The sequence below is a fragment of the Streptomyces sp. DH24 genome (genome assembly GCF_029813775.1).
GTDB lineage: Bacteria > Actinomycetota > Actinomycetes > Streptomycetales > Streptomycetaceae > Streptomyces.
Map to the genome: position 1 here is coordinate 2,501 of NZ_JARVKW010000001.1, position 21,466 is coordinate 23,966.

Genomic DNA, 21,466 nt, shown 5'->3' on the forward strand with positions numbered 1-21,466 from the left:
ACATCACGTCGTTGCGGGGCGTGCGGCCGCGGTAGGCGTGGGAGCCGGGGTCGTTCGGACCGTCGTAGGCCTCGACCTCTGTCAGGCGGAGCGCGATCGGACCGTCCGGGGTGCCGCGCACCAGGATGCGGCCCAGGAGATCGGGGGCCACCTCAAGGACGGGGCGGTCGAAGAACTCTCTGGGCAGGGGCGTACGGTCGGGGCTCGCGATCATGCTCTCCGAGGGTACTGGAGGCGGGTGGGGGCCACGGGGTGGTCCGCGGGCTCCGGGCTTGCGAGGGTGAGGACGGAACCGGTCACCGCCGGATCGCGTTTGTAGGGATCAGAGGATCTCGGTTCACGGAACAGGTGCCGGGCCCCGGGGGCCCGTCTGGAAAGGGAGAGACATGGCGTTCAAGAAGCTGCTCGCGAGCCTGGGGGCCGGCGGGGCTTCCGTCGAGACGGTGCTGAACGAGGTCAACGTCGTTCCGGGCGGTGTCGTCCAGGGTGAGGTGCGGATCCAGGGCGGGTCCGTGAACCAGCAGATCGAGGGTCTGTCCGTCGGGCTGCAGGCCAAGGTCGAGGTGGAGAGCGGCGACGAGGAGTACAAGCAGAACATCGAGTTCACCAAGCAGCGGCTCGGCGGCGCCTTCGAGCTTCAGGCGAACGCGGTGCACGCGGTGCCGTTCGGCCTGGAGATCCCCTGGGAGACGCCGATCACGACGATCGACGGCCAGCCGCTGCGCGGGATGAACATCGGCGTGACCACGGAGCTGGAGATCGCCCGTGCCGTGGACTCCGGCGACCTGGACGCGATCAGCGTGCACCCGCTGCCGGCGCAGAAGGCGATCCTGGACGCGTTCATCCAGCTGGGATTCCGCTTCAAGAACGCGGACATGGAGCGCGGGCACATCCGCGGTACGCGGCAGAAGCTGCCGTTCTACCAGGAGATCGAGTTCTTCCCGCCGCAGCAGTACCGCGGGCTGAACCAGATCGAGCTGAGCTTCGTCGCCGACCAGAACGCGATGGACGTCGTGCTGGAGATGGACAAGAAGCCGGGGCTGTTCAGCGAGGGCAGCGACTCGTTCCGCTCGTTCCAGGTCGGGCTGAACGACTATCAGGGGACCGACTGGGCGGCGTACCTCAACCAGTGGCTGTCCGAGGTCGGCAGCAAGCGCAACTGGTTCTAGGCTCGACACCTACTGAACGAACCGATCAGGAGGTACCGAGGTGACCGAGCTCAAGAGGCGGCCGCTCCCCCACGACTTCCACCCGCCCGTGCCGTCGTTCACGGTGACGAGTGAGGACGTCGCGGAGGGCGCGACCCTCAAGGACGCTCAGGTCCACGCGGCCGGCAACACTTCGCCGCACCTGCGGTGGGAGGGCTTCCCGCCCGAGACCAAGAGCTTCGCCGTGACCTGCTACGACCCGGACGCCCCGACGGGCAGCGGGTTCTGGCACTGGGTGGTGTTCGACATCCCGGCCTCCGTGACGGAGTTGCCGGCGGGTGCGGGCAGCGGCAAGTTCGAGGGCCTGCCGGAGGGTGCGGTCCAGGCGCGCAACGACTACGGGACGAAGGACTTCGGCGGTGCCGCGCCGCCGCCCGGGGACGGTCCGCACCGGTACGTGTTCACGGTGTACGCCGTGGACCAGGAGAAGCTCGGTCCCGACGCCGACGCGACGCCCGCTTTCGTCGGTTTCAACCTGCGGTTCCACACGATCGCGCGGGCCCAGTTGATCGGCGAGTACGAGGTGCCCGCCGAAGGCTGAGCAATCCGAGCGTTCACGGAACGTTTGCCCGCCCCTGGTCTTGGAAGTGATCAGGGGCGGGCATTTTTGTTGCCGGGGGCCGCGAGGGGCACCCCTCGTGGAGCAGCAGATATTGCGTTGTCCATCTCGGCGAGCCCGGCCAGAGTTGATCCCAGCCCGCCAGGGGGTGGGCCGGTGCACACGGGAGGTGGGCTGGTATGCGGGACACGCTGGTACTCAACGCGAGCTTCGAGCCGCTGTCGACGGTGACGCTGAACCGAGCCGTCGTTCTGGTGCTCCAGGACAAGGCCGTCGTCGAGCAGGCCCACCCCGAACTGCGGATGCGGGGAGCCGCGGTCGACATACCGGCGCCCCGGGTCATACGGCTGTGCCAGTACGTACGGGTGCCGTTCCGAAGACGGGCTCCGTGGTCGAGGCGGGGTGTCCTGGTGCGGGACCGGCACAGGTGTGCGTACTGCGGCCGGCGGGCGACGACCGTGGACCACGTGGTGCCGCGGTCGCAGGGTGGTCGGGACACCTGGCTGAACACGGTGGCCTCGTGCGCGGAGGACAACCACCGCAAGGCGAACCGGACGCCGGAGGAGGCGGGTATGCCGCTGCTTCGGGAGCCGTTCGAGCCGACGCCGGCCGGTGCGATGCTGCTGGCGCTGGCCCGGGACGACTTCGACGCGCTGCCCGAGTGGCTCGCGCGGGACGCGGCTTAGCGTCTGCCGGGTTCCGGTCGTCCTGCCAACGAGGTGGGTTGTGGCTTGTCGCGCAGGTTCCCCGCGCCCCTTCGGGGATGCGGGGAACCTTTGGTTTTCCAGGTGTCGCCTGGTTTCCAGGTGTCGTCAGTCGATCGACGGCTTCTCGCGGCGTTCCTGCGCCGGGACGCCGGCGCCGCCGTTGCCGCCGCCCGAACCGCCGCCCATGCCACCGAAGTTGCCCATGGCGCCGGACAGGCCCTTGAGGGCGTCGCCGATCTCGCTGGGGACGATCCAGAGCTTGTTGGCGTCGCCCTCGGCGATCTTCGGGAGCATCTGGAGGTACTGGTAGGAGAGCAGCTTCTGGTCCGGGTCACCGGCGTGGATCGCCTCGAAGACCGTGCGGACGGCCTGGGCCTCGCCCTCGGCGCGCAGGGCGGCGGCCTTGGCCTCACCCTCGGCGCGCAGGATCTGGGACTGCTTCTCGCCCTCGGCGCGCAGGATCTCGGACTGCCGCACACCCTCGGCCTGGAGGATCGCGGCGCGCTTGTCGCGGTCGGCGCGCATCTGCTTCTCCATCGAGTCCTGGATGGAGGTCGGCGGCTCGATCGCCTTGAGTTCGACGCGGTTGACGCGGATGCCCCACTTGCCGGTGGCCTCGTCGAGGACGCCGCGCAGGGCCGCGTTGATCTCCTCGCGGGAGGTCAGGGTCCGCTCCAGGTCCATGCCACCGATGATGTTGCGCAGGGTGGTGACGGTGAGCTGCTCGATCGCCTGGATGTAGCTGGCGACCTCGTAGGTGGCGGCCCGGGCGTCGGTCACCTGGTAGTAGATGACGGTGTCGATGTTGACGACCAGGTTGTCCTGGGTGATCACCGGCTGGGGCGGGAACGGGACGACCTGTTCACGCAGGTCGATGCGGTTGCGGATGGTGTCGATGAACGGGACGACGATGTTGAGCCCCGCGTTGAGTGTGCGCGTGTAGCGGCCGAAGCGCTCCACGATGGCGGCGCTCGCCTGTGGGATGACCTGGATGGTTTTGATCAGGGCGATGAAGACCAACACCACCAGAATGATCAGGACGATGATGACCGGTTCCATCGACGTTCCCCGTACCCTTCTCCGCCTCGGCGCTCGTGGAAGATCCTTGGATCCTACGGCTGTTGAAGATCTTGCTGGTCGAGTCTGACAGACCGTCGTGTGTCACGTGGGACGTTCGGTGCAGTCTGCGTCGTGCGAGGTCACATGATGATCGCCGTGGCCCCCTCGATGTCCACGACGTCCACTTCCTGTCCGACTTCGTACGCGGTCCCGGTGTCGAGGGCGCGTGCCGACCAGACTTCTCCGGCGAGCTTGATGCGGCCGCCGCTCGCGTCGACGCGTTCCAGCACGACGGCTGTCCTGCCCTTCAACGCGTCGACGCCGGTGACGAGTTCGGGTCGTTGGGTGCGGTGCCGTGTGGCGATGGGCCGTACGACGGCGATGAGGGCGGTCGAGACGACGACGAAGGTCACGACCTGGGCGACGGCGCCGCCGCCGAAGAAGCCGGAGACCGTCGCCGCGGCGACAGCGCCCACCGCGAGCATTGCGAGTTCGGGCATGGCGGTGACCACCAGCGCGATCCCGAGCACTGCCGCTCCGACCAGCCACCACACCCATGCGTCGATGTCCACGTGGTCATCGTAGGACCGGCGACCCGGTCCCCGACAGGGCACCGATCAGTTCAACGTGCTTGCCGGTGCGGGTTTTTGGCGTTTCAGGACAGCGGGAGGCCCTGCGCGGTCCAGCGGTCGCCGACCTGCTCGACGACGAGGGGCAGGCCGAAGCAGAGGGAGAGGTTGCGGGAGGTGAGTTCGAGCTCCAGCGGTCCGGCGGCGAGGATCTTGCCCTGGCGGATCATCAGGACGTGGGTGAAGCCGGGGGCGATCTCCTCGACGTGGTGCGTGACCATGATCATGGAGGGTGCGATGGGGTCGCGGGCGAGGCGGCCGAGGCGGCGTACGAGGTCCTCGCGGCCACCGAGGTCGAGGCCGGCGGCGGGCTCGTCGAGGAGCAGCAGTTCGGGGTCGGTCATCAGGGCGCGGGCGATGAGGGTGCGCTTGCGCTCGCCCTCGGAGAGGGTGCCGAACTCGCGGTCCACGAATTCGGACATGCCGAGGCGGTCGAGGAAGGCGCGGGCGCGCTGCTCGTCGATGTCCTCGTAGTCCTCCTGCCAGTGCGCGGTCATGCCGTACGCGGCGGTCAGCACGGTCTGCAGGACGGTCTGGCGCTTGGGCAGCTTGTCGGCCATGGCGATGCCTGCCATGCCGATGCGGGGGCGCAGCTCGAAGACGTCGGTGCCGGGGGTGCCGAGGGTCTCGCCGAGGATGGTGGCGGTGCCCTTGCTGGGGTAGACGTAGCTGGACGCGACGTTCAGGAGGGTGGTCTTGCCGGCGCCGTTGGGACCGAGGATGACCCAGCGTTCGCCTTCCTTGACCGACCAGGAGACCTGGTCCACCAGAGCCCGGCCCTCGCGGACCACGGATACGTCCTGAAGCTCCAGAACATCGCTCATGAGCGCGTTGTCTCCCCTTGCAGTGTGGCCGGTCTCGGCTGTCGCGTTCGCCTGTGGCTCGGTCCGCCGCGCCGATGGGCGCAGCCCTCTAGGAAATCTACGCCACCGGTCGGCGCATCCATTCCATCGGTCCTGTCCTTAGGGTGGGGGGCATGCTCTCGGAACCACGCTCTGGACGACTGGCCTCGTGGGGAAACGCCCTTTTGGCCGGACTTGTCTCCCCGGATGACGCCGTGCTCGCGATCGTCGACGAGGACGCCGTGCACCGGGTGGAGGGACTGCCGGGTGAGTCCGCGCCGGTCGGGCTGACGCTGGCGCTGGGCAGACTGCGGACGCTGGGGGTGACCGCGCTGCGGGTCGCGCTGCCGGCGCCGGGGCATCCGCTGGGGCTGAGCGGGCCGCCGGAGTTCAACGCCCGGGCGCTGGAGGCGGAGGAGGCCGTGGTCTGTCACGGCGCGGCCTTCGGCCTGGTGCCCGAGGTGTACGAGGCCGGGCCGGACGGTGATGTGCATGTCGAGGTCGTGTGGCACTGCCTGCCGGTGCGGGAGGCGCCGCCCGCCGATGTGCCGTCGCTCGGGGAGGCCGAGCGGGAGCTGGCGGAGGCGCTGCGGGACGCGACCGAGGTGCTGTCGCGGCTGGACGTGGCCGGGTCGGGGCCGGTGGCGGAGGCGGCGATCGACGCGTACCGGGCGCGGGCCGAGCGGGGCCGGGAGGTGCTGGCCCCGGGGTATCCGCCGCGCGCGGTGCGGGTGCTGGAGCTCGCGCAGCGGGTGGGGGTGCTGATTTCCGTGGCGTACGAGAACGGGCACGGCGGGGCGGTGAGCGCCTCGGAGATCGCGGCGCGGGCGGAGGCCTTGCGGCCGGTGGAGCGGACGGCTCGGCGGGCGCAGGTCGCGGCGTACAACTCCGTGGTGGAGGAGCGGGAGCGCGGGCTGCGCTGAGACGCCGGTGGCCTTGCGGCCGGTGCCGGAGGGGCCGGGTGGGGTGTGCCCACCCGGCGTCGACGGGGTGCCGCCCGCGCTCGTCCGTACCGCCCCCGGTGGGGTGTCCCCCGCTCGAAACGCTCGGGGGTGGCACGTATGCCCGCGGGATGTCGGCACCCCGTCATGAGTCGGCGTGTGTCAGCGGTTCAGGCCGAGGTTGCCGAAGGCCGGGTTGAGGGCGCCGATGACGGTCACCGAGTTGCCCACGGCGTTGACCGGGATGTGCACGGGGACCTGGACCAGGTTGCCGGAGCCGACGCCCGGCGACGCCACGGCCTGGCCCTCGGCGTGCGCGCCGCCGGTCGCGGAGGCCATGCCGGCACCGGCGGCGACCAGGCCGCCCGCCATCATCGTCATGGCCACGGCCTTCTTCAGGTTCTTCACTTCTGAGCCCTCCTAGCGATCACCGCGGCAGTCGCCGCGGCACGTACTGGAGAACGGCCGGGGCGCACGGAGGATGCGCCATGTGGGGGACATTCCCACGACGGTATGAATCTCAGCCCGGAAGGGAACCTTCCGGGCTGCCGGTCAGCCGCACAGGCCGTGCCGGACGGCCCACAGCGCCGCCTGGGTGCGGTCCGCCAGGTCGAGCTTCATCAGGATGTTCGACACGTGCGTCTTCACCGTCTTCTCGGAGAGGACCAGCGCGCGGGCGATCTCCCGGTTGGAGCGGCCGTCCGCGATCAGGCCGAGCACCTCCCGCTCCCGTTCCGTGAGCGAACCGCCCCTGCCCTGGCCGGAGTTGGACTCCTCCTGGGACAGCAGGGCACCGGCGACCTCGGGCTGGAGCAGGATGTGGCCCGCGTGCACGGAGCGGATCGCGCCGGCCAGGGCGTCCGGGTCGACGTCCTTGTACACGTATCCGGCGGCGCCGGCGCGCAGGGCCGGGACCACCGTGCGCTGTTCGGTGAAGCTGGTGACGATCAGCACGCGCGCGGGGTTGCCGAGTTCGTGGAGGCGGCGCAGCGCGTCGACGCCGTCCATGACCGGCATCTTGACGTCCATGAGGATGACGTCGGGCCCGAGCTCCTCGGCGCGGGCGACTCCCTCGGCGCCGTCGGCCGCCTCGCCCACGACCTCTATGTCGTCCTGTACTTCGAGGAAGGTGCGCAGGCCCCGGCGGACCACCTGGTGGTCGTCGACGAGCAGCACCTTGATTGCGTCAGCCACCGGGGACCTCCATCTCGATCGTGGTGCCCTTGCCGGGCATCGATTCCACCGTCAGGCTGCCGCCCACGCCACTGGCCCGGTCCCGCATGGAGACCAGGCCCAGGTGCCGTCCCGCGCGGCGCACCGAGCGCGGGTCGAAGCCGCTGCCGTCGTCGCTGACCCGCAGGACGGCGCCGCCGCCGAGCCGGTCGAGGGTGACGTCGACGTGGTCCGCCCCGGAGTGCCGCAGCGCGTTGTGCAGTGCTTCCTGGGCGACCCGGAGCAGGGCCTCCTCCTGGGCGGCCGGGAGGGCGCGCACCCCGTGGCTCTCGAACGTCACGCGCGCGGTGTGGGCACGGTCGAGGACCTGTGTCTGGGTGCGGAGGGTGGCGACGAGGCCGTCGTCGTCGAGGGCCGCGGGGCGCAACTCCACGACCGCGGCGCGCAGTTCGTCGGCGGCTTCGGCGGCGAGCGCGGTGACCTGCTGCAACTCGTCCTTGGCGCGTGCCGGGTCGCGGTCGACCAGGGCGGCGGCGGCCTGGGCGGTCAGGCGCAGGGAGAACAGCTTCTGGCTGACCGCGTCGTGCAGTTCGTGGGCGAGGCGGGAGCGCTCCTCGGCGATGGTGAGTTCGCGGCTGCGCTCGTAGAGCCGGGCGTTGGTGAGGGCGATCGCCGCGTGCTGGGCGAGGATGCCGAGCAGTTCCTCGTCCTCCTCGGTGAAGCCGCAGCCGCCTGGATTCCTCGGGCACTTCTTGTTGGCCAGGAACAGGGCGCCGATGACGTCGTCGCCGTCGCGGATCGGCAGGCCGAGGAAGTCGGCCAGGTCGGGGTGGGCGGCGGGCCAGCCCTCGAAGCGGGGGTCCTGGCGGACGTCGGCGAGGCGCTCGGCGCGGGCCTCGCGCAGCATCGCGGCGAGGATGCCGTGCTGGCGCGGGAGGGGGCCGATGGCCTTCCACTGCTCCTCGCTCACTCCGTCGACCACGAACTGGGCGAAACCGCCGTGGTCGTCGGGGACGCCCAGCGCGGCGTACTGCGCGTCGAGCAGCTCACGGGCCGAGGCGACGATCGTCTTGAGGACGTCGCGCACCTCCAGGTGTCTGCTCATGGCCAGCAGCGCGGAGCTCACCGCTGCGAGGCCGGACCGGGGGGCGTGGCTCATGTCCTCACGGTACCGGCGGGCGGTGACGGTGCGGATCGGTCGGGTGACGGCCCTGTCGGGGCCGGTGGTCCTAGGTCCGTGGTCCCGGGAGCGAGCGGAGGCGTAGGGCCGCGGACCCGGGGACGGCGGCGTAGGCCGAAGGGCCCCGGGGGTCTGCGTCCGGGGCCCGAGGCGGTGGGCCGGGCGGATTCGTAGGTTGAGGGCACGCCGATGGGGCGGTGCCGACGACGAGGGGACGGACGTCATGCCGGTTGCGATCATCACGGGGGCCTCGAAAGGGCTGGGGCTGGCGCTCGCCGAGGCGCTGGCCGGGCGGGGCTGGGATCTGGTGCTGGACGCGCGGGACCCGGTCCCGCTGGCGGAGGCGGCCGGGCTGGTGTCGGCGCGCGGCACCCGGGTGACGGCCCTGCCCGGGGACGTCACGGACGCCGGGCACCGCGCGGAGCTGGTGGCGGCGGCGTGGCGGCTGGGCGGGGTGGATCTGCTGGTGCACAACGCGAGCGCGCTGGGCGCCGAACCGCTCGTGGGGCTGGAGGAGCTGCCGCTGGAGGGGCTGCGCCGGGCTCTGGAGGTGAACGTGGTGGCGGCGCTGGGCCTGGTCCAGGAGGCGCTGCCGCTGCTGCGGGCCTCCCGGGCGGGCACGGTGATCGCGGTCAGCTCGGACGCGGCGGCCGAGGCGTACGAGACGTGGGGCGGGTACGGGGCGTCCAAGGCGGCCCTTGACCAGCTCGCGGCGGTCCTCGCCGTGGAGGAGCCGGGGCTGCGGGTGTGGGCGGTGGATCCCGGGGACATGGCGACGGACCTGTACGCGGCGGCCGTACCGGACGACGACGGTCCGCGGCCCGATCCGGCCGATGTGGCGCCGGCCTTCCTGCGGCTGCTGGAGGAGCGGCCGGTGAGCGGGCGGTATGCCGCTCCGGCGCTGCTGGAGGGACGGCGGTGACGCGGGCCCCGGGGATGCCCGTGCGGGAGCCGGGGCGGGCGTGGCGGGTGCCGGCGGAGCTGTCGGCGCGGGTGCCGGCCGAGCAGCGGGGCCCCGGGCTCGACCGGGACGCCGTGCGGCTGCTGGTGTCGCGCGGGACCGAGGTGTCGCATCACACCTTCGCCCAGCTGCCGCGGCTGCTGCGGGCCGGTGATCTGCTCGTCGTCAACACTTCGGCCACGCTGGCCGCGGCCGTCGACGGGTGGATCGGGCACGCGCGCGTGGTGGTGCATTTCTCCACGCTCGGGGACGACGGCCGGTGGGCGGTCGAGCTGCGGGACCCCGACGGACGGGGCACTACGCGCGCGCGTGGTTCGAAGGGGGCGCGGGCCGTTCCCCGGAAGGGTGGCGGCGGGAGGCGGGCGGGCGGGCCCGCGGGTACGGAGGTGCGGCTGCCGGGCGGGGTGCGTCTGGTGCTGGCCGAGCCGCTGGACGCGGGCAGCGACCGGTTGTGGTGGGCGCGGGCGTCGGGGCCGGGGGTGCTCGGGATGCTGCGCGCGCACGGGCGGCCGATCCGCTACTCGTACACGGAACGGGACCAGCCGCTGTCCGTGTACCAGACGGTGTTCGCGCTGCCGTCGCCCGACGGGCTGGGGAGTGCGGAGATGCCGAGTGCGGCGCGGCCCTTCACGGCGCGGCTGGTGGCGGAGCTGGTGAGCCGGGGGGTGCAGTTCGCACCGGTCACGCTGCACACGGGGGTGGCCTCGGCGGAGGCGCACGAGCCGCCGTATCCGGAGCGGTTCGCGGTGCCGGAGGCGTCGGCGCGGGTCATCAACGCGGTGCGGGCGGGTGACGGTCGGGTGATCGCGGTGGGCACGACCGCCGTGCGGGCCGTGGAGTCGGCGGCCGGCGCCGACGGGGTCGTACGGGCGCGGTCGGGGTGGACCGGTCTGGTGGTGACGCCGGAGCGCGGGGTGCGTGCGGTGGACGGGCTGCTGACGGGCCTGCACGAGCCGGAGGCCTCGCATCTGCTGATGCTGGAGGCGGTCGCGGGGCGGGCGGCGGTGGAGCGCGGCTACGAGGAGGCCTTGCGCGGGCGCTACCTGTGGCACGAGTTCGGGGACGTCCATCTCGTACTGCCGCGCACGGCCGGGGAGTTTGCTTACGCAGAGCAGTGCACGGCCGACAGGCCGTGAGAGCGAAGGGCGACCGGTGTGAGCCCGGGCATAGGACGCAGGTCACGTACGAAGGTCAATAGGAGGTAAACACCCTCAAGTCACTCCACATGAGCGGGGCGGACTGTCCGATCTGCCCCGTTTCGCCCTTTCTAGATCCACTACCGGGCTTCGTACGTCACACCTTTGCCTCCGGATTTTGCGGCCGCTAACAATGGCTCTCGTCGCTCAGCGCCGCAAGTTCTTCCGCGGCGTTTGTGCCGGAAGCACCAACTGTCCCCACCGGACGACGAGCGACCTCCGCGCTATCCGAAGAGGTCCATTCGCCATGCCCAAGATCAGCCTGAACCGTGGTCTCAGTCGTGCCCTGAACCGCAAGCACAAGATCGCTGTTGCCGGTGCCGCCACCCTCGGCGTCTCCGCCCTGGCCTTCTCGGCCGTGCCCAGCAACGCGTCGACGACGACCACGACCGAGGCCGTGTCCGCCGCTCCGGTGAAGTACAGCTCCGAGCGCATCACGGACGTGAAGACCAGCGTCACCGACCAGCTCGCCGAGGCGAACCTCAAGGCCGAGGCCATCGCCGCGAAGCAGAAGGCCGCCGCCGAGGCCGCCGCGAAGCAGAAGGCCGCCGAGGCCGAGAAGAAGGCCGCCGCCGCTGCCGCCGCCAAGAAGGCCGCGCAGGAGCGCAAGGCCAAGGAGGCCGCCAGCCGCTCCGCGCAGCGCGCCCCGGTCAAGAAGACCTACGCCAACAACCTCGACGGCTGGATCCGTGAGGCCCTGGACATCATGAAGGCCAAGGGCATCCCGGGCTCCTACCACGGCCTGCACAAGAACATCATCCGGGAGTCCTCGGGCAACCCGAAGGCCATCAACCTCTGGGACATCAACGCCCAGAACGGCATCCCGTCCAAGGGTCTGCTCCAGGTGATCCCGCCGACCTTCGAGGCGTACCACGTGTCCGGCACCCCCAAGGACATCTGGAACCCGGTCTCCAACATCACGGCCGCCGCCAACTACGCGGCCGACCGTTACGGCTCGATCGACAACGTCAACAGCGCGTACTGAGGTCGGCGCGGACCTCTCTCGTGAACGCCGAAGGGCGGCACCCTCCTGACGGGGTGCCGCCCTCCGGGCATGACGGGCGAGGCTACTTGCGCATGACCTCGGGCTCGTGGCGGCGCAGGAAGCGGGCCACGAAGAAGCCGCAGACCACGCCCAGGAAGATCAGGGCGGCCATGTCCATGCTCCAGGCACCCACGCTGTGCTCCCACAGCGGGTCCGTGTCGGCGCCCTCCTCGGGCGGGCTGATCCGGTTGAAGTCCAGCGTGGCGCCCGCGGCGGCGACGGCCCAGCGCGACGGCATCAGGTACGAGAACTGGTTGACGCCGGCCGTGCCGTTCAGGGCGAACAGGCAGCCCGTGAACACGACCTGGATGATCGCGAACATCACCAGCAGCGGCATGGTCTTCTCGGCCGTCTTCACCAGCGACGAGATGATCAGGCCGAACATCATCGACGTGAAGCCCAGCGCCATGATCGGCAGGGACAGCTCGACCAGCGTGAGCCCGCCGAGCACCAGGCCCTCCTCCGGGATCTCCCGGGTGGAGAAGCCGATGACACCGACCAACAGGCCCTGCAGCACGGTGATCATGCCGAGCACGAACACCTTCGACATCAGGTACGCCGACCGGGACAGGCCGGTCGCGCGCTCCCGCTCGTAGATCACCCGTTCCTTGATCAGCTCACGGACCGAGTTGGCGGCGCCGGCGAAGCAGGCGCCGACCGCGAGGATCAGCAGGACCGTGGTGGCCGTGCCGTTCGGGATGGTCCGGCCGGTCTGCGGGTTCACCGGGTTGGGCAGCAGACCGCGGTCCGGGTCGATGAGCAGGCTCACCGCGCCGAGGACGGCCGGCAGGATCAGCATCAGCGCCAGGAAGCCCCGGTCGGAGGCGATCACCGACACATAGCGGCGCACCAGCGTGACGAACTGCGACATCCAGCCCTGCGGCTTCGGCGGGCGCATCGCCTGCATCGGCGGCATCTGCACGGACTGCGGGGCGACGGCGTCGATGTCCGCGGCGTACATCTGGTAGTGCTGCGAGCCCTTCCAGCGGCCCGCCCAGTCGTAGTCGCGGTAGTTCTCGAAGGCGGAGAAGACGTCGGCCCAGGTGTCGTAGCCGAAGAAGTTCAGCGCCTCCTCGGGCGGACCGAAGTAGGCGACCGAACCGCCGGGCGCCATCACCAGGAGCTTGTCGCAGATCGCCAGCTCGGCCACCGAGTGCGTGACGACGAGGACCGTACGGCCGTCGTCGGCCAGGCCGCGCAGCAGCTGCATGACGTCGCGGTCCATGCCCGGGTCGAGGCCGGAGGTCGGCTCGTCCAGGAAGATCAGCGACGGCTTGGTGAGCAGTTCAAGGGCCACCGAGACACGCTTGCGCTGGCCACCGGAGAGGGAGGTGACCTTCTTGTCCTTGTGGATGTCGAGCTTGAGCTCGCGCAGCACCTCGTCGATGCGGGCGTCGCGCTCGGCGGCCGTGGTGTCGGCCGGGAAGCGGAGCTTCGCCGCGTACTTGAGGGCCTTCTTGACGGTCAGCTCCTTGTGCAGGATGTCGTCCTGCGGGACCAGACCGATGCGCTGGCGCAGCTCGGCGAACTGCTTGTAGAGGTTCCGGTTGTCGTAGAGGACCTCGCCCTGGTCGGCCGGGCGATAGCCGGTGAGTGCCTTGAGTAGCGTCGACTTGCCGGAACCGGACGGTCCGATGACCGCGATCAGCGACTTCTCCGGGACGCCGAAGGAGACGTCCTTCAGGATCTGCTTGCCGCCCTCGACCGTGACGGTCAGGTGGCGCGCGGAGAACGACACCTCACCGGTGTCGACGAACTCCTCCAGCCGGTCGCCGACGATCCGGAACGTCGAGTGGCCGACGCCGACGATGTCGGTCGGGCCGAGCAGCTGCGAGCCGCCCTTCGCGATCGGCTGACCGTTGACGTACGTGCCGTTGTGCGAGCCCAGGTCGCGGATCTCCATGCGACCGTCGGGCGTCGAGTGGAACTCGGCGTGGTGGCGGGAGACCTGCAGGTCCGAGACGACCAGGTCGTTCTCCAGGGCACGGCCGATGCGCATCACGCGGCCGAGGGCGAACTGGTGGAACGTGGTCGGGCTGCGGTCGCCGTAGACCGGTGGCGCCCCCGCGCCACCACCGGGTGCCTGCTGCTGCGGGATGTGCGCGGCGGGCTGCTGCGGCTGCTGCCAGCCGGCCCCCGGGGCCTGCTGCTGCGGCGGCGCCTGCTGCGCCCAGCCGGCGTTCGCGCCCTGCGCCGTGTACGGCTGCTGCTGGGACTGCGCCTGCGGCGTCGCGACGGCGGCGGAACCCGAGAGGGTCACGCGCGGTCCGTCGGTCGCGTTGCCCAGGTTCACGGCCGTGCCCGGGCCGACCTCCAGCTGATGGATCCGCTGGCCCTGCACGAACGTGCCGTTGGTGCTGCCGTGGTCCTCGACGACCCAACTACGGCCGTTGAAACTGACCGTGGCGTGACGCCAGGACACCCTGGCGTCGTCGAACACGACGTCTCCCTGCGGATCGCGTCCGAGCGTGTATGACCTGGACGGATCGAGCGTCCACGTCCGTCCATTCGATTCCAGTACGAGTTCCGGCACTCCATGCCCCACTGAGTTGTCCCCCGAATTGCCCCCGTCGCGGGGAGTCTAGGGATGTCGAACATCGGGGGAACTATTTCAGGCTCGGGCCCCTGACCGAAAGTCGGGCCTTGTGAAGACCCCGCAGCGGCCCTTCGCCGGTTTCCCAGCACGCGGTTGAAAACGGCCCGGAGGGTGGCAATCCCCCCGAGAAGGCCATGCGCGGCGGTCGTGGCACCGGGCCGTGCCCGCACAGTGGCGTCGCCGCCCGCGCGGCAGGCGTCAGTGTGCGGACACGTCCCGGGCGCGGGCGGTCGGGTCGCGCCGTCCGGCGGGAGGTCCGCGTTCGGCGTCGACACGGTTCCGGGTACGCACCGCCGTCGAGATCACGCCACTCGGTGTCGGCCCGGCCGGTGCGCCCGGGCGCGGACGCCGCGGGCGCCGGGGCGCTGCCGCCGTGAGCGCCCGAGGACGCGGGACGCCCGAGCGGCCCCGCCGGCACGGAGCACCCCGCATCCCGGCCCCCGCAATCCCCGCGCAACCCGTGGGACACCGACTGTTCCGTGTCCGGCTGGCGGACCTCGGGGGCGGGGGGCACCGCGTGCCGGATACGGTGGAAGCACCATGAGCGCATCGCAGACCTCCGACGTCCCCACGCTCCTTGTCAAGATCTTCGGCAAGGACAGGCCGGGCATCACGGCCGGCCTCTTCGACACTCTCGCCGCCTACTCCGTCGACGTGGTCGACATCGAGCAGGTCGTCACACGTGGCCGGATCGTGCTGTGCGCGCTCGTGACCGAGCCGCCCCGGGGCCAGGAGGGCGAGCTGCGGGCGACCGTCCACAACTGGGCGGAGTCGCTGAAGATGCAGGCGGAGATCATCTCCGGCATCGGAGACAACCGTCCGCGCGGCCTCGGCCGCTCCCTGGTCACCGTGCTGGGCCACCCGCTCACCGCGGAGGCGACGGCCGCGATCGCCGCCCGGATCACCGGGACCGGCGGCAACATCGACCGCATCTTCCGGCTCGCCAAGTACCCGGTGACCGCCGTCGAGTTCGCGGTCTCCGGCGTCGAGACCGAGCCGCTGCGCACCGCCCTGGTCACGGAGGCGGCGGCGCTCGGCGTGGACGTGGCGGTCGTCGCCGCGGGGCTGCACCGGCGCGCGCAGCGGCTGGTCGTCATGGACGTGGACTCGACGCTCATCCAGGACGAGGTGATCGAGCTCTTCGCGGCGCACGCCGGCTGCGAGGACAAGGTCGCCGAGGTGACGGCGGCGGCGATGCGCGGCGAGCTGGACTTCGAGCAGTCGCTGCACGCGCGCGTGGCGCTGCTGGAGGGCCTGGACGCGTCGGTGGTGGACAAGGTCCGCAGCGAGGTGCGGCTGACGCCCGGCGCGCGCACCCTGATCCGTACGCTGAAGCGCCTCGGCTACCAAGTGGGCGTCGTGTCCGGCGGGTTCACGCAGGTCACCGACGACCTGAAGGAGCGGCTCGGGCTGGACTTCGCCCAGGCGAACACGCTGGAGATCGTCGACGGGAAGCTGACCGGCAGGGTCACCGGCGAGATCGTGGACCGGGCGGGCAAGGCGCGGCTGCTGCGCCGGTTCGCCGCGGAGGTGGGCGTACCGCTGTCGCAGACGGTGGCGATCGGTGACGGCGCCAACGACCTGGACATGCTGAACGCGGCCGGTCTGGGCGTCGCCTTCAACGCCAAGCCGGTGGTGCGGGAGGCCGCGCACACGGCGGTGAACGTGCCGTTCCTGGACACGGTGCTGTATCTGCTCGGCATCACCCGCGAGGAGGTCGAGGCGGCGGACACGCACGACGCGCACCTCGACGGGTACCTCGACGCGCACTGAACTGCCGGGCATCTCGACGCACGCGGCCGGCTCCGACGGGTACGTGAAGGGCCCGGCACCTCGTGGTGCCGGGCCCGCGTCGTGTCCGTCCGGCGCCGGCCGTGTCCGCCGGTGCCGGTCGTGTCCGTCCGGCGCCCGTCGTGTCCGCCGGTGCCGGGAGGCCTCGGGGCCTACTCCGTGGGCGCCCAGTAGTCGACGAGTGTGGCGACGCCGGGCTCCACGGACTTCCAGTCCCCGGTGAACGTCAGGACGGCGAACGCGGCGGCCGGGAAGCCGCGGCGGACCATCCGGTCACGGGCGTCGCCCTCGGCCGAGCCGGCCAGCACGTCGGCGAGGCCGTGGATGCCGGGGTTGTGGCCGACCAGCAGGACGTTGCGCACGTCGTCGGGGGTCTCGTTGAGCACGGTGATGAGCTCGCCGGGCGAGGCCTCGTAGATCCGCTCCTCGTACACGGTCTTCGGTCGGTGCTCGAACTCGTGTACGGCGAGCTTCCAGGTCTCGCGGGTCCGGGTCGCGGTGGAGCACAGGGCCAGGTCGAAGGGGATGCCGGTGTCGGCCAGCTTGCGTCCGGCGAACGCGGCGTCCATGCGCCCCCGCTCGGCGAGCGGTCGCTCGTGGTCGGTCACCGGTGGCCAGTCGGCTTTCGCATGCCGGAAAAGGACAATCCTGCGGGGTTCTGCGACGCTCATGCGTCCCAGCTTCGCACGAAACAGGCCACGAGGCGCAGGGAGTTGACCGCCCCGGCGGACACCCGTCGGCGCATGATCGGCGGACGGTCAGCGCATGATCAGGTGCCGCAGGTGCTCAAGGAGCCGGCTGATCGCCGGGTCGCCCGCGGCCGCGTGGGCGTCGGACGGGTGCAGTATCAGGGCGAGCAGCGCGACGAAGGACAACGTGGGCAGGGCGAGGGCCCACCAGGGCAGCCTGCTGTCGACGCCACCCCGGGAAGCCGGGTGGGGCGGGGTGTGCGTGGGGGCCGACATGGGTGCCTCCGCAGGTCTCCGGGACGAGTGGTCCGCGCCGAGTGGTCCGTCGTACGCGGCCACATCTCGAAGCTACGGAATCCGCGGTCCCCAACCCATCCGGAGATCCACCCACTTGACCCTGACCCTGTCCCCCTAGGGGATGGGGGGCCAGCCCCACCATCCCCTGGGGGGCGGCCGGACGAGGGCGGTCAGGGCGCCGCGATGGACGCCACCACGCCGATGATCACGAAGATGGCGAAGAACGCGCCGAAGACGAGCAGCATCTTCTTCTGGCCGTTGCGGGGGTTCGGGTCGAGCACTGGCATACGGCAAGTCTCGCACCCCGGCGGCCCGGACCCCGTCACGGGGTGCGCGAACCCGGACGGGGCCGGTGCGTCCGGCCGGCCCGGGTCAGCGGGCCGCCTCCTCCTCCACGGTGCGGTCGCGGCCCGCCAGGACGCCCACCAGCATCTGCGGGATCATCAGGGCGGTCATGAGCGCGATCGGCAGGCCCCAGCCGCCGCTGTGCTGGTAGAGCACGCCCACCAGCAGCGGGCCCGGGATGGAGATCAGGTAGCCGGTGCTCTGCGCGAAGGCCGACAGCTGGGCGACGCCCGCGCCGGTCCTGGCGCGCATTCCGACCATGGTGAGCGCGAGCGGGAAGGCGCAGTTGGAGACGCCGAGCAGCAGGGCCCAGGCCAGGGCACCGCCGGCCGGGGCGAAGTACAGGCCGGCGTATCCGGCGAGGCCGCAGACGCCGAGCGCGAGGACGATCGGGCCCTGGCTGGGCAGCCGGGTCGCCAGGCGCGGGATGACGAAGGCCAGCGGCACGCCCATCACCATGGTGACCGCGAGCAGCAGCCCGGCGGTGCCCGCGGGCACGCCCGCGTCCCGGAAGATCTGCGCCATCCAGCCCATCGTGATGTAGGCGGCGGTGGCCTGGAGCCCGAAGAACACCGCGAGCGCCCAGGCGGTACGGCTCCGGGTGATGCGCAGCGCGGGCCGCTCCCCGCCCGTGCCGTCCTGCGGCGCCGGGGACTGTTCGGCGCCCGGCGCGCCCCGGTCCCGTACGAAGCCGAGCCACGGCAGGACGGCCGCCGCCGCCAGCGCGGCCCACACGGCGAGGCCGGACTGCCAGTTCCCGCCCAGCGCGTCGGTGACGGGCACGGTCGCAGCGGCCGCGACGGAGGTGCCGAAGGCGAGGGCCATCGAGTACACGCCGGTCATGGAACCCACGCGGTCGGGGAACCAGCGCTTGACGATGACCGGCATCAGGACGTTGCTGACCGCGATGCCCATGAGCGCGAGGGCGCTGGCGGCCAGGAACGCGGGCGTGCTGCCCGCGTACGGGCGTATCAGCAGGCCCGCGGCGATGGCGGCCATGCCGGCGCAGACGACCGCGCCGGGGCCGAAGCGCCGGGCGAGCCGGGGGGCGGTGACGCCGAAGACCGCGAAGCAGAGCGGGGGCACGGAGGTGAGCAGCCCCGCCACGCTGCCGCTCATGCCGAGCCCGTCGCGGACCTCTTCGAGGAGCGCGCCGAGGCTGGTGATGGCCGGGCGGAGGTTCAGGGCGGCCAGCACGATGGCGACGACGAGCAGCCGCACCGTCCACGCGCGCGTGGCGGCCTGCCCGGGTTCCTCCCCGGGCACCGCGGGTTCACGGGCGCCGGGCACGGCGGCCGCTGTGCGTGTGGTCGTCGTGGTCGTCGTGGTCGTCGTGGACTCCGGTGACCGGTTTTCCTCACTAGCCATGGGGACCATCATAGAATCATGGGATGATTGGTTGTCCATGATCCGGCGGTCCGCTGCCGGAGCGGCCGTGCGAAGGTGTGACATGCCCCTGAGCCATCCCCGGCGTTCCGCGCTCTCCGAGCAGGTCATCGCCGCGCTGCGCACCCAGATCACCTCGGGCGAGTGGCCCGTCGGCTCCCGCATCCCGACTGAGCCGGAGCTGGTCGAGCAGCTGGGGGTCGCCCGCAACACGGTCCGCGAGGCCGTCCGCGCCCTCGCGCACAACGGCCTGCTGGACATCCGCCAGGGCTCCGGCACGTACGTCGCGGCGACCAGTGAGCTGGCCGGCGTGATGCACCGCCGCTTCGCGGGCGCCGACCCGGGTCACATCGCCGAGCTGCGGTCCACGCTGGAGTCGGGCGCCGCGAAGCTGGCCGCCGAGCGGCGCACGGAGAAGGACCTCAAGCAGCTCGACGCGCTGCTGCTGCGCCGCGAGGAGGCCTGGGAGTCGGGCGACACGGAGGCGTTCGTGACGGCGGACGCGACCTTCCACCTGGCCGTGGTGTCGGCCTCCCACAACGACGTGATGACGGCGATGTACGCGGACCTCGGCGAGGTGCTGCGGGACTGGCTGCGCGAGGACGTCGGCGCGGAGCTGACGCCGGAGACGCACATGGACCACACACGGCTGGTCGACGCGATCCGCGCGGGCGACACGGCCGCGGCCGCCGCCGAGGCGGCGAGCTACCCGTTCCTGTGCCGCCCGGGGCGGTTCAGCTCCCGCGGTTCTGGTGGCTGACCCACACCGCGCGGACCTCCTTCCAGCACCGGCCGGTGAGCCGTACGGTCTCGGCCGGGCCGGTGTCGGCGGGAGCGCTGTCGGTGTCGAGGTCCCACCAGCGTTCGCACTCGACGTGCAGGCGCACGCGGTCGGTGTCCACGTACGGGTTGTGGCAGTGGGCGACCGCCTGCGAGCCGCGCACGGCGATCCGGCACTCGGCCCCGAACGGCGTCGGCACGGCGGGCCGCGCGGCCGCCACGCGCGCGTGCGGCGCCGCCTCGCGCGGCACGCGCGCGTGCGCGAGCGCCTCGCACGGCAGGCTCATCAGAAGGGCTGCGGCTACGGTCACTGAGGCCAGGCTGTGGATCAGGTGCACAGGGACCTCCTCGGCCGCGCTGGGGAGGGAATCACGCGGTCACCGCGTGCCTCCAGAGTGCGCGGAAGGCCTGGTCCCCCGCCCGGCCGGCAGGGCCGAACGGGTGACGCCCCACTCCCCGCGCGGGGCGGGGAACGGGGCGTCCGGGTCGTAGCGACCGGCTGCGGCGATCAGGCGCCGATGGCGTGCAGACCGCCGTCGACGTGGATGATCTCGCCGGTGGTCTTCGGGAACCAGTCGCTCAGCAGCGCGACGACACCGCGGCCGGCCGGCTCCGGGTCCTTCAGGTCCCACTCCAGGGGGGCGCGGTCGTCCCACACGGAGGCCAGCTCGCCGAAGCCCGGGATGGACTTGGCGGCCATGGAGCCGAGCGGGCCGGCCGAGATCAGGTTGCAGCGGATGTTCTGCTTGCCCAGGTCGCGCGCCATGTAGCGGCTGGTGGCCTCCAGGGCGGCCTTGGCCGGGCCCATCCAGTCGTACTGCGGCCAGGCGTACTGCGCGTCGAAGGTCAGACCCACGACGGAGCCGCCGCTCTGCATCAGCGGCAGGCAGGCCATGGTCAGCGACTTCAGGGAGAACGCCGAGACGTGCATGGCCGTGGCGACCGACTCGAACGGCGTGTTGAGGAAGTTGCCGCCGAGGGCGTCCTGCGGCGCGAAGCCGATGGAGTGCACGACGCCGTCCAGGCCGCCCAGCTCCTCGCCGACGACGTCCGCGAGGCGGCCGAGGTGCTCGTCGTTGGTGACGTCGAGCTCGACGACCTTGGTGGGCTTGGGCAGCCGCTTGGCGATGCGCTCGGTCAGCGTGGGCCGCGGGAACGCGGTCAGGATGATCTCGGCACCCTGCTCCTGGGCCAGCTTCGCGGTGTGGAAGGCGATGGAGGACTCCATCAGCACACCGGTGATCAGGACGCGCTTGCCCTCGAGAATTCCGCTCATGGTGATCAGTGACCCATTCCCAGTCCGCCGTCAACGGGAATGACGGCTCCAGTGATGTACGAGGCGTCGTCCGAGGCGAGGAACCGCACCGTCGCGGCGATCTCCTCGGGCTGCGCGTAACGGCCGAGGGGCACCTGCGCCACGATGTTCGACCGCTGCTCGTCGGTGAGCACCTTGGTCATGTCGGTGTCCACGAAGCCGGGCGCGACGACGTTGAAGGTGATGTTGCGCGAGCCGAGCTCACGGGCGAGGGAGCGCGCGAAGCCGACGAGGCCGGCCTTCGAGGCGGCGTAGTTCGCCTGGCCCGGACCGCCGTACAGGCCGACGACCGACGAGATGAGCACGACGCGGCCCCTCTTGGCGCGCAGCATGCCGCGGTTGGCGCGCTTGACGACCCGGAAGGTGCCGGTGAGGTTGGTGTCGAGGACGGACGTGAAGTCCTCCTCGCTCATGCGCATCAGGAGCTGGTCCTTGGTGATGCCGGCGTTGGCGACGAGGACCTCGACCGGGCCGTGCTCGGCCTCGATCTCCTTGTAGGCCTGCTCCACCTGCTCGGTGTCGGTGATGTCGCACCTGACGGCGAGGCAGCCCAGTTCCGTCAGCGCGGCGGGCGGCTCGCCCGACCGGTACGTGATCGCGACCTTGTCGCCGGCCTCGGCGAAAGCGCGGGCGATGGCGAGGCCGATGCCCCGGTTTCCTCCGGTGACGAGAACCGAGCGGCTCAACGGATCACCCTTTCCTTAGCGGTCTGACACACCGCCCGAACCATGGGTTACCCCCGGCTTCCAGGCGGCTTCCCGGAAAAC

General features: G+C 71.5%; 24 protein-coding genes (1 of these 24 only partly in view). 9 read left to right on the top strand and 15 right to left on the bottom strand.

The window, feature by feature from the left end; all coding sequences use genetic code 11:
* Window positions 1-214: the beginning of a DNA-3-methyladenine glycosylase gene (locus QC282_RS00010; protein WP_279547010.1), read on the bottom strand. The gene continues 437 nt to the left of window position 1, outside the view; 214 of the gene's 651 nt are visible here — the first part of the coding sequence; the start codon lies at window positions 212-214; its stop codon lies beyond the left edge, outside the window.
* Between the two features lie 172 nt (window positions 215-386).
* Between QC282_RS00010 and QC282_RS00015 the strand changes: the two genes are divergently transcribed.
* From QC282_RS00015 to QC282_RS00025, 3 genes are all read left to right on the top strand, one after another.
* Window positions 387-1,169 (top strand): sporulation protein, encoded by a 783-nt coding sequence (locus QC282_RS00015; protein WP_279547011.1) that lies wholly within the window; start codon window positions 387-389, stop codon window positions 1,167-1,169.
* 40 nt (window positions 1,170-1,209) lie between these two features.
* Complete coding sequence (locus tag QC282_RS00020; protein ID WP_279547012.1) at window positions 1,210-1,749, top strand: YbhB/YbcL family Raf kinase inhibitor-like protein; 540 nt, start codon at window positions 1,210-1,212, stop codon at window positions 1,747-1,749.
* 197 nt (window positions 1,750-1,946) lie between these two features.
* Window positions 1,947-2,453, top strand: coding sequence for an HNH endonuclease (locus QC282_RS00025; RefSeq protein ID WP_279547013.1), 507 nt, complete (start codon window positions 1,947-1,949; stop codon window positions 2,451-2,453).
* A 126-nt stretch (window positions 2,454-2,579) separates the two neighbouring features.
* Here QC282_RS00025 and QC282_RS00030 read toward each other — a convergent pair whose 3' ends face one another.
* The 3 genes from QC282_RS00030 to QC282_RS00040 form a co-directional block, all read right to left on the bottom strand.
* Window positions 2,580-3,533, bottom strand: coding sequence for an SPFH/Band 7/PHB domain protein (locus QC282_RS00030; protein ID WP_279547014.1), 954 nt, complete (start codon window positions 3,531-3,533; stop codon window positions 2,580-2,582).
* A gap of 140 nt (window positions 3,534-3,673) precedes the next feature.
* Window positions 3,674-4,105 (bottom strand): NfeD family protein, encoded by a 432-nt coding sequence (locus QC282_RS00035; RefSeq protein ID WP_279547015.1) that lies wholly within the window; start codon window positions 4,103-4,105, stop codon window positions 3,674-3,676.
* 83 nt (window positions 4,106-4,188) lie between these two features.
* On the bottom strand, window positions 4,189-4,986 hold the full coding sequence (locus QC282_RS00040) for an ABC transporter ATP-binding protein (protein WP_279547016.1): 798 nt from the start codon (window positions 4,984-4,986) through the stop codon (window positions 4,189-4,191).
* 152 nt (window positions 4,987-5,138) lie between these two features.
* On the opposite strand from QC282_RS00040, the gene QC282_RS00045 reads away from it, so the two are divergent.
* The gene (locus QC282_RS00045) at window positions 5,139-5,927 is read left to right on the top strand and encodes a hypothetical protein (RefSeq protein ID WP_279547017.1); all 789 of its coding nucleotides are present in this window, start codon (window positions 5,139-5,141) and stop codon (window positions 5,925-5,927) included.
* Window positions 5,928-6,107: 180 nt separating this feature from the next.
* Here QC282_RS00045 and QC282_RS00050 read toward each other — a convergent pair whose 3' ends face one another.
* From QC282_RS00050 to QC282_RS00060, 3 genes are all read right to left on the bottom strand, one after another.
* Window positions 6,108-6,353, bottom strand: a complete 246-nt coding sequence (locus QC282_RS00050) for a chaplin (RefSeq protein ID WP_279547018.1) — start codon at window positions 6,351-6,353, stop codon at window positions 6,108-6,110.
* Between the two features lie 144 nt (window positions 6,354-6,497).
* Complete coding sequence (locus QC282_RS00055) at window positions 6,498-7,139, bottom strand: response regulator transcription factor (protein ID WP_279547019.1); 642 nt, start codon at window positions 7,137-7,139, stop codon at window positions 6,498-6,500.
* Window positions 7,132-8,277 (bottom strand): GAF domain-containing sensor histidine kinase, encoded by a 1,146-nt coding sequence (locus QC282_RS00060; protein ID WP_279547020.1) that lies wholly within the window; start codon window positions 8,275-8,277, stop codon window positions 7,132-7,134. The genes QC282_RS00055 and QC282_RS00060 overlap by 8 nt, the downstream gene beginning before the upstream one ends.
* Window positions 8,278-8,521: 244 nt before the next feature.
* Between QC282_RS00060 and QC282_RS00065 the strand changes: the two genes are divergently transcribed.
* The 3 genes from QC282_RS00065 (at window position 8,522) to QC282_RS00075 (ending at window position 11,440) form a co-directional block, all read left to right on the top strand.
* Window positions 8,522-9,220, top strand: coding sequence for an SDR family NAD(P)-dependent oxidoreductase (locus QC282_RS00065; RefSeq protein WP_279547021.1), 699 nt, complete (start codon window positions 8,522-8,524; stop codon window positions 9,218-9,220).
* Between the two features lie 14 nt (window positions 9,221-9,234).
* Window positions 9,235-10,395: an S-adenosylmethionine:tRNA ribosyltransferase-isomerase gene (locus tag QC282_RS00070; protein ID WP_279547325.1), complete on the top strand. Its 1,161-nt coding sequence runs from the start codon at window positions 9,235-9,237 to the stop codon at window positions 10,393-10,395.
* Between the two features lie 307 nt (window positions 10,396-10,702).
* A complete protein-coding gene (locus QC282_RS00075; RefSeq protein WP_279547022.1) occupies window positions 10,703-11,440 on the top strand; it encodes a transglycosylase SLT domain-containing protein in 738 nt (245 codons plus the stop codon).
* Between the two features lie 82 nt (window positions 11,441-11,522).
* Here QC282_RS00075 and QC282_RS00080 read toward each other — a convergent pair whose 3' ends face one another.
* Window positions 11,523-14,033, bottom strand: coding sequence for an FHA domain-containing protein (locus QC282_RS00080; protein ID WP_279547326.1), 2,511 nt, complete (start codon window positions 14,031-14,033; stop codon window positions 11,523-11,525).
* Between the two features lie 603 nt (window positions 14,034-14,636).
* Between QC282_RS00080 and serB the strand changes: the two genes are divergently transcribed.
* Entirely contained in the window at window positions 14,637-15,869 is a 1,233-nt protein-coding gene (gene serB / locus QC282_RS00085; protein ID WP_279547023.1) for a phosphoserine phosphatase SerB, read from the top strand.
* A 170-nt stretch (window positions 15,870-16,039) separates the two neighbouring features.
* Here serB and QC282_RS00090 read toward each other — a convergent pair whose 3' ends face one another.
* The 4 genes from QC282_RS00090 to QC282_RS00105 all read right to left on the bottom strand — a co-directional run bounded on the left by QC282_RS00090 (window position 16,040) and on the right by QC282_RS00105 (window position 18,586).
* Window positions 16,040-16,558 (bottom strand): histidine phosphatase family protein, encoded by a 519-nt coding sequence (locus QC282_RS00090; RefSeq protein ID WP_279547024.1) that lies wholly within the window; start codon window positions 16,556-16,558, stop codon window positions 16,040-16,042.
* Between the two features lie 87 nt (window positions 16,559-16,645).
* Window positions 16,646-16,852 carry a hypothetical protein gene (locus QC282_RS00095; RefSeq protein WP_279547025.1) on the bottom strand — a complete coding sequence of 69 codons (207 nt, stop codon included), beginning with the start codon at window positions 16,850-16,852 and terminating at the stop codon, window positions 16,646-16,648.
* Between the two features lie 191 nt (window positions 16,853-17,043).
* On the bottom strand, window positions 17,044-17,160 hold the full coding sequence (locus QC282_RS00100) for an SGM_5486 family transporter-associated protein (protein ID WP_279547026.1): 117 nt from the start codon (window positions 17,158-17,160) through the stop codon (window positions 17,044-17,046).
* An 85-nt stretch (window positions 17,161-17,245) separates the two neighbouring features.
* The gene (locus QC282_RS00105; protein WP_279547027.1) at window positions 17,246-18,586 is read right to left on the bottom strand and encodes a CynX/NimT family MFS transporter; all 1,341 of its coding nucleotides are present in this window, start codon (window positions 18,584-18,586) and stop codon (window positions 17,246-17,248) included.
* 82 nt (window positions 18,587-18,668) lie between these two features.
* Here QC282_RS00105 and QC282_RS00110 point away from each other — a divergent pair, with 82 nt between their 5' ends.
* Window positions 18,669-19,364: a FadR/GntR family transcriptional regulator gene (locus QC282_RS00110; RefSeq protein WP_279547028.1), complete on the top strand. Its 696-nt coding sequence runs from the start codon at window positions 18,669-18,671 to the stop codon at window positions 19,362-19,364.
* On the opposite strand, the gene QC282_RS00115 is transcribed toward QC282_RS00110, so the two are convergent.
* The 3 genes from QC282_RS00115 to fabG all read right to left on the bottom strand — a co-directional run bounded on the left by QC282_RS00115 (window position 19,339) and on the right by fabG (window position 21,385).
* Window positions 19,339-19,722, bottom strand: coding sequence for a hypothetical protein (locus tag QC282_RS00115; RefSeq protein ID WP_279547029.1), 384 nt, complete (start codon window positions 19,720-19,722; stop codon window positions 19,339-19,341). The two genes, QC282_RS00110 and QC282_RS00115, sit on opposite strands and share 26 nt — an antisense overlap.
* Window positions 19,723-19,892: 170 nt before the next feature.
* A complete protein-coding gene (fabI, locus tag QC282_RS00120; protein ID WP_279547030.1) occupies window positions 19,893-20,660 on the bottom strand; it encodes an enoyl-ACP reductase FabI in 768 nt (255 codons plus the stop codon).
* 5 nt (window positions 20,661-20,665) lie between these two features.
* Window positions 20,666-21,385, bottom strand: a complete 720-nt coding sequence (gene fabG / locus QC282_RS00125) for a 3-oxoacyl-[acyl-carrier-protein] reductase (protein ID WP_279547031.1) — start codon at window positions 21,383-21,385, stop codon at window positions 20,666-20,668.
* Between the last annotated feature and the right edge of the window lie 81 nt (window positions 21,386-21,466).